The organism is Geodermatophilus sp. SYSU D00705, from assembly GCF_054050135.1.
Window position 1 is genome coordinate 54,608 of the sequence record NZ_JBJGYT010000015.1, and the last position, 13,635, is coordinate 68,242.

The 13,635-nt window shown below is 75.1% G+C and carries 13 protein-coding genes; 8 read left to right on the forward strand and 5 right to left on the reverse strand.

The window, feature by feature from the left end; all coding sequences use genetic code 11:
- Positions 1-48 precede the first annotated feature (48 nt).
- The 5 genes from ACI78Q_RS13650 to ACI78Q_RS13670 all read left to right on the forward strand — a co-directional run bounded on the left by ACI78Q_RS13650 (position 49) and on the right by ACI78Q_RS13670 (position 6,008).
- Positions 49-1,152 (forward strand): serine/threonine-protein kinase, encoded by a 1,104-nt coding sequence (locus tag ACI78Q_RS13650; protein WP_456923933.1) that lies wholly within the window; start codon positions 49-51, stop codon positions 1,150-1,152.
- A gap of 26 nt (positions 1,153-1,178) precedes the next feature.
- A complete protein-coding gene (locus ACI78Q_RS13655) occupies positions 1,179-1,316 on the forward strand; it encodes a hypothetical protein (RefSeq protein WP_172442492.1) in 138 nt (45 codons plus the stop codon).
- A gap of 7 nt (positions 1,317-1,323) precedes the next feature.
- The gene (locus tag ACI78Q_RS13660) at positions 1,324-2,493 is read left to right on the forward strand and encodes a TRAFAC clade GTPase domain-containing protein (protein WP_456923934.1); all 1,170 of its coding nucleotides are present in this window, start codon (positions 1,324-1,326) and stop codon (positions 2,491-2,493) included.
- The gene (locus ACI78Q_RS13665; protein ID WP_456923935.1) at positions 2,490-4,157 is read left to right on the forward strand and encodes a GAP1-N2 domain-containing protein; all 1,668 of its coding nucleotides are present in this window, start codon (positions 2,490-2,492) and stop codon (positions 4,155-4,157) included. The genes ACI78Q_RS13660 and ACI78Q_RS13665 overlap by 4 nt, the downstream gene beginning before the upstream one ends.
- A gap of 168 nt (positions 4,158-4,325) precedes the next feature.
- Complete coding sequence (locus ACI78Q_RS13670; RefSeq protein WP_456923936.1) at positions 4,326-6,008, forward strand: PHA/PHB synthase family protein; 1,683 nt, start codon at positions 4,326-4,328, stop codon at positions 6,006-6,008.
- Positions 6,009-6,010: 2 nt separating this feature from the next.
- On the opposite strand, the gene ACI78Q_RS13675 is transcribed toward ACI78Q_RS13670, so the two are convergent.
- Entirely contained in the window at positions 6,011-8,215 is a 2,205-nt protein-coding gene (locus tag ACI78Q_RS13675; protein ID WP_456923937.1) for a SpoIIE family protein phosphatase, read from the reverse strand.
- A gap of 10 nt (positions 8,216-8,225) precedes the next feature.
- A complete protein-coding gene (locus tag ACI78Q_RS13680; protein ID WP_456923938.1) occupies positions 8,226-8,576 on the reverse strand; it encodes an STAS domain-containing protein in 351 nt (116 codons plus the stop codon).
- Between the two features lie 116 nt (positions 8,577-8,692).
- Between ACI78Q_RS13680 and ACI78Q_RS13685 the strand changes: the two genes are divergently transcribed.
- Complete coding sequence (locus ACI78Q_RS13685; protein ID WP_456923939.1) at positions 8,693-9,124, forward strand: ATP-binding protein; 432 nt, start codon at positions 8,693-8,695, stop codon at positions 9,122-9,124.
- A gap of 11 nt (positions 9,125-9,135) precedes the next feature.
- Complete coding sequence (locus tag ACI78Q_RS13690; protein WP_456923940.1) at positions 9,136-10,689, forward strand: protein kinase domain-containing protein; 1,554 nt, start codon at positions 9,136-9,138, stop codon at positions 10,687-10,689.
- A 9-nt stretch (positions 10,690-10,698) separates the two neighbouring features.
- Here the strand turns inward: ACI78Q_RS13690 and ACI78Q_RS13695 are convergent, their stop codons facing one another.
- On the reverse strand, positions 10,699-11,238 hold the full coding sequence (locus ACI78Q_RS13695) for a hypothetical protein (protein ID WP_456923941.1): 540 nt from the start codon (positions 11,236-11,238) through the stop codon (positions 10,699-10,701).
- 116 nt (positions 11,239-11,354) lie between these two features.
- Between ACI78Q_RS13695 and ACI78Q_RS13700 the strand changes: the two genes are divergently transcribed.
- Positions 11,355-12,518 (forward strand): RtcB family protein, encoded by a 1,164-nt coding sequence (locus tag ACI78Q_RS13700; protein WP_456923942.1) that lies wholly within the window; start codon positions 11,355-11,357, stop codon positions 12,516-12,518.
- 102 nt (positions 12,519-12,620) lie between these two features.
- Here ACI78Q_RS13700 and ACI78Q_RS13705 read toward each other — a convergent pair whose 3' ends face one another.
- A complete protein-coding gene (locus ACI78Q_RS13705; RefSeq protein WP_456923943.1) occupies positions 12,621-13,229 on the reverse strand; it encodes a hypothetical protein in 609 nt (202 codons plus the stop codon).
- Between the two features lie 57 nt (positions 13,230-13,286).
- A complete protein-coding gene (locus tag ACI78Q_RS13710) occupies positions 13,287-13,586 on the reverse strand; it encodes a hypothetical protein (RefSeq protein ID WP_456923944.1) in 300 nt (99 codons plus the stop codon).
- Between the last annotated feature and the right edge of the window lie 49 nt (positions 13,587-13,635).

Sequence of the window (13,635 nt, forward strand, 5' to 3'; positions counted from 1 at the left end):
GTTCTACCGTCGTCGTCCAGCCGTCGCCGACCCGGGAGGCCCCGCACCGTGGACGAGGCGCTCGACCCCACCGGAGCCGTCGCCGACCTGGCCGGCACCCGCCAGGTGCACCTCCTGGAACCCGGCGACCCCGACCGCATCGGCCCGTACACGCTCATGTGCCGGCTGCCCCGCGGCGGCCAGGGCGCCGACCTGTTCGTCGGCTCCACCGGGGACGACGGCCCGCTGGTGGTCATCAAGCGGCTGCCCGAGGCCGCCCCCGACCTGGCCCGCAAGCGGCTGGCCCGCGAGGTGGAGAACGCCACGCGGGTGAAGAGCTCCCGGGTGGCCCGGATCGTCGACCAGGACCTCGCCGCCGACGCCCCCTACTACGTGCAGGAGTACGTGTCGGGCACGCCGCTGGACGAGTTCCTCGCGCACCGCTCGGCCGGGCTGAACGCCGAGGAGCTGCGCCGGATCGCGATCGGCCTGCTCCGCGCGCTGCGCGACGTGCACGCCGCCGGCGTCGTCCACCGCGACGTGAAGCCGGGCAACATCATCATCTCGGGCAACGACGTGTGGCTGGTCGACTTCGGGATCAGCCGGTACATCGGCCCGGAGCCGCCGTCGGGCACCGCGACCACCGGCATGGCGGTGCTCGGCACGAAGCTGTTCGCCAGCCCGGAGCAGCTGCAGGGTGCCGCGCTCACCGAGGCCAGCGACGTCTACAGCTGGGGCATGGTGATCGCCTTCGCCGCCGGCGCGGTGCACCCGGTCGACCCGGACGACACCATGTCCGACTCCGACTACTTCCTCGCCCTGCGCGGCGGCCGGCTCAACCTGTCGCAGGTGCCGCCCAACCTGCTCGACAGCGTCACCCAGGCGCTGCGGTTCGCCCCGGAGAAGCGGCCGTCGCTGTCCGCGCTGGCCCGGCAGGTGGAGCAGCAGACCCGCTGGCTGGGCGGCACCTCGCAGATCCCCGACCCGCGGACGACGATGCGCGACCTGCAGTCGGTCGGTGCGGTCGTCGAGGCGGCGCGCTACGAGCTCGCCCGGCTGGAACGGGCGGTCGCCGACACCCGGGCCGGCTTCGCCGCCGCCGTCGCCGTGGCCGTGCTGCTCGGCATCGTCGCCGGGCTGGTGCTGGCCATCGCCTACCACGTCGTCTTCTGACCCCGTCCCCGAGGAGGCCCCCCACCGTGTCCGGCATGTACGAGCGGGCGCTGGCCCAGCAGCGGCTGGACGCCCGGCGGCACCGCTACCGCGAGCGGCAGCGCGTGCTGCTGGCGGTGTTCTGCGCGACCGCTGTCGTCTTCTTCGTCCTCTTCGTCCGCTGAGCGAGCGATGAAGCGCCGCGTCTGCCCGCGTTGCCTGGAGCCGCTGACCACCCCGGTGTGGCGGGACGCCGCCGGCGTCCCGCGCCGCCCGCCGGTGGAGCGGCGCACCCGCTGGCAGCGGCTGCTGGAGCCGCTGCGGGCTGAGCCGGCGCCGCCGCCCACCCCCCGGGACGCCGCCGTCGCGGCCGCCGCGAGCGTCAGCCCCACCTGCCCGAACGGCCACCGGCTGCCGCCGGACTACCTGGACCGCGCGACGATCGTGGTGGGCCTGGTCGGGCTGACCGGGGCGTCGAAGAGCACCTACCTGACGGTGCTCATCGACCTGCTGCACGAGGGTGCGCTGGCCCCGCTCGGCATCTCGGTGGAGATGGACGAGGAGAGCGCGGCCCGGTTCGACGACTACCGCTACCGGCTCATGGTGCAGCGCCGCCAGCTGCCGCTGACCCTGCCGCTGCTCGGCCCCGGCAGCTCGCCGGAACCGTTCATGCTGGTGCTGCGCGGCACCGGCCGGGGCGGCGCCGAGCGGGCGGTCAACCTCGTCTTCTTCGACGCGTCCGGCGAGCAGCTGTACCGCGCCGAGGACATGGGCCAGTACGGCAAGTTCCTCTACGCGGCGTCCTCGGTGCTGGTGCTGCTCGCCCCCGGCGTCTTCCCGCGGCTGCGGCACCTGGCCGACCCGGGTGAGGAGTCGATGGGGCTGGCCCGGCACACCCAGATGGTGGTGAACCTGGCCAACCTGCTGCGCACGGCGCGCAACCTGCACCCGGACGCCCCGCTGGAGGGCGTCTCGGCGTCGGTCGTGGTCACCAAGGCCGACAAGCTGCGCGGCCTGCCCGACTTCCCGGCCGGTGCGCTGCGCGACACCGACCTGACCGCGATGCCGCTGCCGCACTGGTTCGCCGACGTGCGCGCCACCAGCTCCCGGCTGGTCGACTTCCTGGAGGTCAAGGGCGGCTCCAACCTGCTGACCGCAGTGCTCAACCGGCTGCCGCGGCCCACCGTGCACGCGGTGTCGGCCACGGGCGCCGACGCGCGCGACGGCGGCTACCCGGAGATCTCCCCCGTCGGGTGCCTGGACCCGCTGCTGGTGCTGCTGGCCCGCCACGGCTTCCTGTCCGCCGAGGGCCTGGACCCGGAGGAGGCCGGCTCTGCCGTGCGCGGCGAGTGGTTCGGATGAGCGCCCGGGCGTACGCGCAGGCGGTCTACACCTCCGCGCCGCGGACCCTGGAGGGCCCGGGCTTCGGCGTCTTCGCCCACTCCCCCGACTGGCCGGCCGAGGTCGGCCGCACCCGCAAGGCGCTGGGCGCGCTGGTCGGGTTCACCCCCGACGCGGGCGAGGCGTTCGGGCTGGTGCACCGCGGCACCGGCCGGCTGCTCTACCGCAAGGTGGCCGCCCGCGCCGACGGCTTCGGCCGGCCCGGCAACTACCTCGTGCACCTGCTGTGGGACGACGGCGACCGGCTGGGCCTGCGCGAGCTGCTGGCCCTGCGCCGCACCGGCCGGTTCCTGGACGCGCTCGACGCGGACGCCGTCCCCACCGCCGAGCTGCCGCCGCTGCGGGTGCCGCCGGCCGAGCGCACCGCGCCCGCACTCACCGCCGAGGACGTCGACGCCCTCACCCCGTTGCTGGCGCGGGTGCTGGCCGCGCTCGCCGCCGGCTCCGGCGGGTGCACCCTGCCGCGGCGCACGCCGTCGGGCCGTGAGGTGGCCGACATCGTCGCCGCGGTGCTGCCGCGGGCGCTGACGTCGGGCGTCTCGCTGACCGCGGACCCGCAGGCCGACGACGGCGACACCGCCGCGGTGGCGGTGGTGCTGGGTTCCGGGCCGGCCGGCGCGACCGCGGGCCCGGCCGACACCGAGCGCGCGCGGTCGCTGCTGGCCGCCGCCAGCAAGGGCGACCTGCCGCCGGACCCGATCGGCGACCTGCGCCGGCTGGACGCCTGGCTGTTCGCCGACGAGTGGGCCGAGCAGGACGCCGCCGACCTGACCCCCGAGCAGGTGGCGTGCGTGCTGGAGTCCGACGGTGCCACGGGCTGGCTGGGCCGCGGGCACAACACGGCCGACGCGCTGGCGCTGGCCGCGGCCGAGCCGCCGGTGGCCACGGCGCTGCGGGCGTCGGTGCGCCGGTCGGCGGGCGTGGCCGGGCGGGTGCGGTCCGAGGTGCTGGCCGCGCTGCTCGACGAGGTGTTCGACGGCGCCGAGGGGCCCGCCGAGACCGCCGTGACCCTCGCCGGGCTCACCCAGGGCGACCTGTGCGCCGCGCTGGCCGAGGAGGTGGGCCGCGGCCGGCGGATCGCCCGGCTGGACCGCGCGGCCGGGCTGCTCGTCGAGCAGGCGCTCAGCCTCGGCGTCCGGCTGCCCTTGCTGCGGCTGACCGACGACCGGTGGGAGCTGGCCCTGCTGGCGTCCCGGCGACGGGTGGTCGGCGACGCGCTGGAGGCGCAGTGGCGCGCGGACGGCGGCGCCTTCGACGAGGAGCACCGCGCGCTGCTCGGGCACCTGCTGGTGGCCGACGTCCGCTGGCTGGGCCGGCTGGAGTCGCTCGTGCCGGCGTCCGCGCTGCCGCCGGTGCTGCGCTGGGCCGCGCTGCGCCTGGACGTCGCCGGGGTGGAGAAGCTCGCCGCCGCGGTGGCCACCGGCGGCACCGCCGGGCACGGGTGGGCGCTGCGCGAGGTGGTGTTCGGCTCGGAGCTGCCGGCGCGGGACGTCGACACGGTGCTGGGCCGGTCGCTGGCGCTGCTGCTGGTGGACGACGGCTGGCCCGCCGAGCTGGCCGAGTCCTTCGCCCGCAGCCGCGGCGCCGAGGACGACGTCCCGCGCCGACGCCGCCGCCGCGACTGACCCCGGGTCACCCCGCGGGAGCTCGTGCTCTGCCCACCCCTGCGGGCAGAGCACGAGCTCCCGGGGAGTGTGTCGCACCCCATCCCACCCCAGGGACTTTGGGCCTCGTCGCGGACGGTTCCCTCTCGTTAACGTCGGCCCCACGGGCCCCAAACGCGAGGAGAGCACGTGAGCCAGGCTGCGCAGGAACGCCCCCTCCACTCCGTCCCCGCCGGGGGTGGTGAGGACGTCGCCGCCGCGGCGCCGGTCGGCCGTCTCGGCGGGGTCGCCGCACTGCTCGGCCGGCCGCGGGCCATCGCGGCCGAGAGCGTGCAGCTCGGCAAGGACCTCGTCGAGATCGTGCGCGGCACCGACCGCATCGCGCCGAGCCCGCGGGACAAGCGCTTCACCGACCCGGCCTGGACGGACAACCCCGGCTACCGGCGGCTGGGCCAGGGCTACCTCGCGTGGGGGTCGGCGCTGCAGCGGCTGGTCGACCGCATGGAGGCCGACGGCGCGGACTGGCGCGAGGTGGAGCGGGCCCGGTTCACCATCAACGCGCTGACCAGCGCGGCGGCGCCCACCAACACACTGCTGGGCAACCCGGCGGCGCTCAAGCGGGCGCTGGAGACCGGCGGCGGCAGCGTCGTCCGCGGGACCAAGGCGCTGCTGGGCGACGTCCTGCACAACGGCGGCCTGCCCACCCAGACCGACCGCTCGGCGTACCGCGTCGGCCGCAACCTCGGCATCACCCCGGGTGCGGTGGTCTACCGCGACGACGTCATCGAGCTCATCCAGTACTCCCCGTCGACCGAGCGGGTCCGCGAGCGGCCGCTGGTCGTCGTCCCGCCGCCGATCGGCCGCTTCTACTTCCTGGACCTCGCCCCCGGCCGCAGCTTCGTGGAGCACGCCGTCGCCCAGGGCCTGCAGGTCTTCATGATCAGCTGGCGGAACCCGACGCGGAAGCAGGCGCACTGGGACCTCGACACCTACGCCGAGCGGATCCGCCGCGCGGTCGCGGTGGCCCGGCAGGTCACCGGCTCCCCCGACGTCAACACCATCGGGATCTGCGCCGGCGGGATCGTCCAGACCACGCTGCTCAACCACCTGGCCGCCGTCGGCGACGACAGCATCCACAGCGCCGCGTACGGCGTGACGCTGCTGGACTTCAACTCCCCGGCGCCGCTCGGCGCCTTCGCCGGACGCTCCACCGTCGGCCTGGCCCGGCGGCTGTCGCGCACCCGCGGGGTGATCCCGGCGCGGTCGATGGGCAGCGTCTTCACCTGGATGCGCCCCGACGACCTGGTGTTCGGCTACCTGGTCAACCAGTGGCTGATGGGCGAGGCGCCGCCGGCGTTCGACGTCCTGGAGTGGAACGCCGACGGCACCAACCTGCCGGCCGCGCTGCACGAGCAGTTCCTGCGCATCTTCCGGGAGAACACGCTGACCCGCCCGGGTGCGGAGACGGTGCTCGGCACCCCGGTCGACCTGGGCCGCATCACCGTGCCGACGTTCGTCGTCGGCGCCCTCACCGACCACATCACCCCGTGGAAGGGCACCTACCGCACCACGCACCTGTTGTCGGGCCCGACCGAGTTCGTGCTCAGCTCCAGCGGCCACATCCAGAGCCTGGTCAACCCGCCGGGCAACCCGAAGATGAGCTACTGGACCGGCGGCCCGCTCGGCCCCGACCCCGAGGACTGGCGGGCCGGCGCGCAGCGGCACACCGGCAGCTGGTGGGAGCACTGGGCGGACTGGACGATCGCCCGGTCCGGCGACGAGGTGCCCGCGCCGCAGGAGCTGGGCAGCGAGGACCACCCGCCGCAGGAGGCGGCCCCCGGCCTCTACGTGCTGGACCGCGTGCCGGCCTGACGTCAGGCGCGGCCCAGGCCCACCATCGTGACGTCGTCGGCGTCCGGGGGGTCCAGGGCCGCGAGGACGTCGGCGAGCAGCGCCTCCGGGTCGCGGCCGGCCGTCGCCGCGGCCCGCAGCGCGTCCAGCCGCTCGGGCAGCGGGACGTCGCGGCGCTCCACCAGGCCGTCGCTGAACAGCAGCAGCCGGTCCTCGGCGTCCAGCTGCAGCCGCGCCTCGGGGTAGTCGGCCCGGTCGAGCAGGCCGAGGGCGGGGCCGCGGCCGGCGGTCACCAGCGTGGCCCCGCCGGCGGCGGCGTGCAGGACCGGCAGGTGCCCGGCGCTGGCGACGGCGACCGCACCGGTGGCCGGGTCGACCTCCGCGACGACGGCGGTGGCCAGCTCCCCGGGCAGCAGGGCGGCCACCAGCGCGCCGAGGCCGGACAGGGCGGCGCCGGGGCCGGCGTCGCGCAGCAGGTGGGCCCGCAGCGCGTGCCGCAGCTGCGCGGTGATCGCCGCGGCGGCCAGGCCGTGGCCGGCGACGTCCCCGATCACGACCGACACCCGCCCGCTGGGCAGCGGCACGAGGTCGTACCAGTCGCCGCCGACGACGTCCGCGGCGCTGGGCCGGTAGTGCGCGGCCAGCGCCAGCCCGGGCACCTTCGGCAGCTGCTCGAGCAGCAGCGTGCGCTGCAGGACGGCGGCCAGCCGGTTGTCCTCCCCCGCCCGCTGCAGCGCCGACCCGGCGAGGTGGGCCGCCAGCGCCTCCGCGGCGGCGACCTCGTGTGCGCGCCACGGTGTGGCCGTCCCGCGCACCGTCTCGCTCCAGGCGGCGAAGGAGCGGCGCGGGCTCAGTCGCGGCCCGGCGTCGGTCTCGACGGTCTTGGCGGTGTGCGGGTTGCCGCCCCAGGTGACCTCGCGCGGCGTCTCGGGTCGGAACCAGGCGAGGAAGTCCCCGCTGCCGCCGCCGATCTCCACGGCGAGCAGGCCGCTGGCGGTGTCCGCGACGTCGGCGGCGGCCGGGACGACCCGGCCCAGCGCGTCGGTGGCCGGCTCCCCCGTCGCGAGCAGGGCGGCGACCAGCCCGGGCACCCGGCCGGCCGGCGGGGTGCTGCCCAGCAGGTGCAGCCGCCCACCGAGCCGCACCGCGGCACCGGCGGCGGGCAGCAGGTCCAGCACCGTGACCTCGCCCCTGGTCAGCGCGGCGGCGGGGTCGCGCGGGGTGCGGCCGGCGGCGGCGACCAGCTGCGCCTGCCGCTGCGCCACGCCGACGACCTCGTCGCGGTCCACGGTCTCGACGGCGGTGTGCAGCAGCAGCGAGGCGGTGCGGGCCAGGAACTCCGCGGCGACGCGGTCGGCGTAGGAGGGGCGGTGCGGACCGGCGTAGTGGTGGCAGGAGACCAGGCCCCACAGCCGGCCGCGGTCGATCAGCGACACCGACATGGAGGCGACGACGCCCATGTTGGCCAGGTACTCCAGGTGCACCGGCGAGACGCTGCGCAGGACGGAGCCGGAGAGGTCCAGCGGGCGGCCGGTGGCCGGGTTCGCCGCCGGCGCCAGCGGCACCGGGCGGTAGCGGGCGTCGGGGATCAGCCGCTGCCAGTTCACCGCGTACAGGGCACGCGCCTGGGCGGGGATGTCGCTGGCCGGGTAGCGCAGGCCGAGGAACGGCTCGAGGTCGGCGCGGCGGTCCTCGGCGACCACCTCGCCGTTCCAGTCGGCGTCGAAGCGGTAGACCATCACTCGGTCGAAGCCGGTGAGCTCGCGGACGTCGCGGGCCAGCACCGCGGTCAGCTCGTCGAGGCCGGTGGTCGCCGACAGCCGCTGCAGCACCGCGGGCAGCCGGCGGTGCCAGCCCGCGCCGGCCTGCCCGGCGCCCTCGACCGGCTCCCACTCGGTGAGCAGCAGCCCGTCGGCGCGGTGGACGACGACGTCGAGCTCGACGCCGTCCACGGTGGTCCGCAGCGGGTTGAGCTCGGCGTGGTCCCCCGCCAGCCCCGCGCGCAGGCGGTCGAGGTCGGCGGGGCCCAGCAGCTCGGTCAGGGACGCCGGCGCGCGGCCGAGGAGGTCGGCGGCGTTGGCGGAGGCGACGACGACGGCGAGGTCGGGCTCGGTGACGGCGAGCAGCGCGCCGTGCGGCTGGATCGCACCGGGGACGGCGATCGGCTCGTCGGCGCAGCGGGCCAGGGCGTCGTCGGGGAGGGCGGGCTGGGGGACGGTCGACGTCACCGCCGCGACCCTACGGGCCGACCTCTCCCTCGGTGAGCGAGGCCGACTCGACGATCGGCACGGAGGTCTGCAGCTCCAGGAGCTCGACGACCAGCCGCACGGGCCGGTTGTCACGCGGGCAGACCACCTGCAGCGCGACGTCGGCGGCCCGTGCCGACCGCGCGAGGTGGACCAGCTGCCGGGCTCCGGAGGAGTCCAGGAACGTGGTCTCGGTCAGGTCGACGACCACCGAGCGGGGCTGCTGGGACAGCAGTGACTCCGCTGCCGTACCGAGCTGCGGGGCGGTGGCGAGGTCGAGCTCGCCGCGTACTCTCAGCGCCGGTCGCCCGAGAACCGTCGTCCGTTCCACCTCGAACAGCACGGTTCGGTCCCCTCGTCGTCGTCGCCCTGCTACTGCAGGGTAAGGGCCATCGGGCACGGAGGGGGAACTCGGATGGACAGCGCACGGACGGACAGCCCTCGGATGGACGGCCCGGGATGGACATAGCCTTCACCGTCCGCCTGCCGGTGGACAGCACCAGCGTGCCCTTCGTGCGCGGGCTGTGCCGGCAGGCCCTGGAGCACCTGGGCGTGGAGCGGACCATCGTCGACGAGGTCACGCTGGCGCTCACCGAGGCGTGCGCCAACGTCGTCCACCACGCCGGGGAGCACGCCGAGTACGAGGTGCAGGTCGCCATCCACGACGCGATGTGCCGGATCAGCGTGTTCGACGACGGCGAGGGCTTCGACCCCGACGCGCTGCCCGAGGCCACCGACCGGGGGCCGCTGGACGGCGGCCGCGGCCTGCTGCTCATGCAGGCGCTGGTCGACCGGCTCGACTTCCGGCACGAGTCCGACGGCCGGCACCGGGTGACCCTGGAGAAGCGGCTGGCCTCTCCCCCGCCGCTGCGCCTGGTGGACCCGGGCTGAGCGCTGCGGACATGCACCTGCCGGGCTCGGTTCTGCAGGACCGCTACGAACTCCTCTCCCCCATCGCGACCGGCGGGATGGGGCAGGTCTGGCGTGCCCGCGACCTGGTCCTGGGCCGCACCGTCGCGGTCAAGGTGCTGCGCCCCGAGTACACCGGCGACACCGTCTTCCTCACCCGCTTCCGCACCGAGGCCCGGCTGTCGGCGGGGCTGGCGCACCCGAACATCGCCGTCCTGCACGACTACGGCGAGGTCGAGCCCGAGCTGGCCGGCGGCGACCGGCTGGTCTACCTCGTGATGGAGTTCGTCGACGGCGAGCCGCTCGCGGCGGTGCTGCAGCGGGAGCGCCGGCTGACCTCCGACCGGACGCTGGCGATCCTGCGCCAGGTGGCCGCAGGGCTGGCCGCCGCCCACGCGGCGGGCGTCGTGCACCGGGACGTGAAGCCGGGCAACGTGCTCGTCGCCCCCGACGGCACCGTCAAGATCACCGACTTCGGCATCGCGTGGTCGGCGGCGAACGCGGCGGTCACCCGCACCGGCCACGTCGTCGGCACCGCCCAGTACCTGGCGCCGGAGCAGGTGCGGGGCGACAGGGCCGTCGCGGCCAGCGACGTCTACTCCTGGGGCATGGTGGCCTACGAGTGCCTGGCCGGCCGCCGGGCGGTCGACGGGCCCGACCCGGTCGACGTCGCCTTCCGGCAGCTGCGCGACACCCCGGACCCGCTGCCGGACGACGTTCCTGAGCCGGTGCGCCGGCTGGTCGAGCGCACCCTGGCCAAGGAGCCGGCCGACCGGATCCCGGACGGCGCGGCACTGCTGGCCGCGGTGGACGACGTCGTCGCCGAGCACTCCCCGGGGCGGCACCGGGCGCCGCCGGCCGCGGCCGAGCCGGACCGCGCCGACACCCTGGTGATGCCGGCGGTCGGCCCGGAGCCGACGACGCGGGTGCTGCCCGCGGTGCCCGCCGCCGGCGTCGTGCCTGCTGCCGACGTCGGCCCGGTCCCGCCCGTGGCCGGCGCCCCCGAGGTGCATGACGAGGTCGGCGGCCGGCCGCGGCGCCTGCTGGTGCCGCTGCTCGTGGCCCTCGTCGTGGTCGCCGCCGTCGCGGGCGCGGTGTTCCTCGCCGCGCGGAGTGGCGACCCGGCGCCCGCGAGCGCCACCACACCCCCGCTCGCCGCACCGACGACGTCCGCTCCCCCGACGACCGCGCCGGCGCCGCGCGTGGTGCAGGTGCGGCTGACCGCCGAGGAGTACGTGGGCAGGCCGGTGGCCCAGGTGCAGGCCGAGCTCACCGGGCTGGACCTCGTCGTGCAGTTGCGGCCGGTGCAGACGGCCGACGTCCCCGCCGGGCAGGTGATGGCGCTGGACCCGGTCGGCGAGGTGCCGGTGGGCACGACGATCGCCGTGACCCACGCGGTCGCCCCGCCGCCGCCACCGACGACCGCCGCGCCGACGACCGAGCCGCAGCCGACCGACGAGGACGGCGACGACGGTGAGCGCGACCGCCGCGGAAAGGACAAGGACAAGGACAAGGACAAGGACAAGGGCGACCGCGGGCGGGACTGACGGTCGTCGTCAGCCGTTCGCGGCGGCCAGCCGGGCCTCCCACTGGGCGCCGAGCGTGGCGCCCCACTCGCGGGCCCGCTGCTCCTCCCCGGCCAGCAGCGGCCCCTGCACCGAGGTGACGTAGAAGTGCTCGGCCGGGGCGACGATCCGGCAGTGCAGGTGGCGCAGCAGCTTCTCCTCGGTCCTCGAGGCGTGGTCGAGCTTCGTGACCACCTTGGGGTGGTCCATGCGGGTGTCGAAGGCGGCCGCGGCGATGGCCGGGCCGTCGATGTGCACCTCCTCCAGCCACTCGCGCAGGCCCGCCTGCGGGTCGACGTGCAGGCCGTAGTCGCGGTTGGCCCCCTCGCGGGTGGCGGGGCGGGCCATGCCGGTCACGTGGTTGGGACCGCCGACGACGAGCAGCCCGATCTCCGGGCCGAGGATCGTGGGGGCGTCCTGCGCGGCCGCCACCGTCACGGGCATCCGCGCGGACAGCCCGTCGGCGATCGCGCGGGCGATCGTGCGGCCGTCGCCGAACAGGGACTCGTGGACCACCAGTGCCGTCGTCATCGCTCTTCTCCTCCATCGGTCGTCGTCCCGATGCTGGCCCCGCGGGCGCGGCAGCGCGGCGTCCGGAGGTCCGTGGCGGACGGGACGGAGGTCCCCGGCCGGGGTAGGGCACCGCGGTGGAGAAGATCAGCGACCGCCTGCTGAACTGGGCGTCGATCCTGGAGCCGACCACGCGCCTGCAGGCCGAGCGGACGGCGTCGATGCCGTTCGTCAAGCCGCACATGGCGCTCATGCCCGACGCGCACCTGGGCAAGGGGGCGACGGTCGGGTCGGTGATCCCGACCGACGGCGCGATCATCCCGGCGGCGGTGGGGGTGGACATCGGGTGCGGGATGAACGCCGTCCGCACCCAGTTCACCGGCGACGACGTGCGCGGCCGGAACCTGTCGGTGCTGCACGAGCAGATCTCGCGGGCGGTCCCGCTGTCGGCCGGGCGCTACAACAAGAAGCTGCGCGAGTCGGCGGCCGCGCGGGTCGCCGAGCTGCGAGACCTGCCCGGGGTGGCGCAGGCCGACGGCGTCGCGCACAACTGGCCGCTGCAGCTGGGGTCGCTCGGCTCGGGCAACCACTTCATCGAGGTGTCGCTGGACGAGGCCGACCGGGTGTGGCTGTTCCTGCACTCGGGTTCGCGCGGGGTGGGCAACCGGCTGGCGTCCAAGCACATCCGGGTGGCGCAGGACATCGCCCGGGCCCGCAGGCTCGACCTCCCCGACCGCGACCTCGCCTACCTCGAGGAGGGGACGCCGGAGTTCGACGCCTACGTCGAGGCCCTGCACTGGGCGCAGCGGTTCGCCTCCCTCAACCGCGCGGAGATGATGGACCGCGTCGCCGAGCAGGTCTCGCGGTTCCTGACCACCGCGGTCGAGCGTCAGGTGGAGATCTCCTGCCACCACAACTACACCGAGCGCGAGGAGCACTACGGCCGCTCGGTGTGGCTCTCGCGCAAGGGTGCGATCTCGGCGCGGCGGGGGCAGGACGGGCTGATCCCGGGGTCCATGGGGACGGCGTCCTACGTCGTCGTCGGCAAGGGCAACCCGGAGTCGCTGATGTCGGCGCCGCACGGGGCGGGGCGCAACCACTCCCGCGGCCAGGCGCGGCGGCTGTTCACCCGGGCCGACCTCGACCGGCGCATGACGGGCATCGCCTGGGGCCGCTCCGACGCGTTCCTCGACGAGCACCCCGACGCGTACAAGCCGGTGGACGTCGTCATGGCCGACGCCGCCGATCTGGTCGAGATCCGGCACACGCTCCGGCAGATCGTCAACGTGAAGGGCGACTGAGCGCTCCAGGCGGCACCTCCTCCTGCGGGAGCTCGTGCTCTGCCCACCACCGTGGGCCGAGCACGAGCTTCCGCATACGGAGTTCCGTGTCGAGACGCCGTCCTAGATGCCGGCCCCGCCACCACAGGAGAAGCCGCCTCCGCCGCCGCTTCCGAATCCGCTGTCTTCGGCTTGTTCGGCAGCCTCGGCCCTCACACCGATGCTCGCGTCGCGATGGGTCAGCACAGTCGTATCCGCGGGCATCACGGCGATCGTGTCGAGGCACACGTCCCAGAGGACGAACGAACCGTCTCTGGAGCCCAGCAGATAGAAGCCCACCGCCCTCGGTGACTCCAGATCAGTCCCCCGACGTGGCGGCGACGCGTCTGCGGGAACGGAGACCTCCACGTCCACGGTCGGCCAGGACACCAATCTGACCAGAGGTGGTGGGGCGATGGCCGGTATGTCCAGGCTCTGCTGGACTGCTGCATTGGCATCGCGGATGAGAGTGCGACCTGCCGACACGCCGTTGTGGTAGGCCACCACCAGTCCACCGGCGAACGCGAGTGTCGCCAGCATCAGACACAGACCCCGATGTCCCCTGGTGTAGCCCCAGAAGAGGAGTGCAGCGACCACGACCAGGTCGAGTGAGGTCCACAGCAAGAGGAGGACCTGCCGTTCAGTGCCCACCGTCAACGGCGCGAGGACCACGGCCAGGAACGCGCTGATCACAACCGCGGCCACCCCGATGCGGATGAGCGCTATCCAGCTGCGCCGCTCCGCGGACAATCACGACGCCTGCGCACGGAAGAACAGCCCGATCATGAGGACCAGCCCCGTCACCATCACGGCAGCCGTCCCGGCCTGGGTGATGACGGTCGTGTAATCCAGTCCGACCTCCTCGGGCCGGAGGTCGAACTGTTCGTAGAACCCGATGTGCGCCGACCACGCCTGGACGAAGATCCCGAGACCGACGCTGACGAGCGCTGTGGGGAGAACGACGGACAGCCGCTCGGTCCACTGAGGCAGTACGTCGACCCGTCTGGGCGCGGCGATCCCCTCCACGAGTCCCTGACGCGCAGAGCTCACGTCGGAATCGTCGCAGAACCGGCTCGCCCGACGCCCGGGCTCCAGCGTC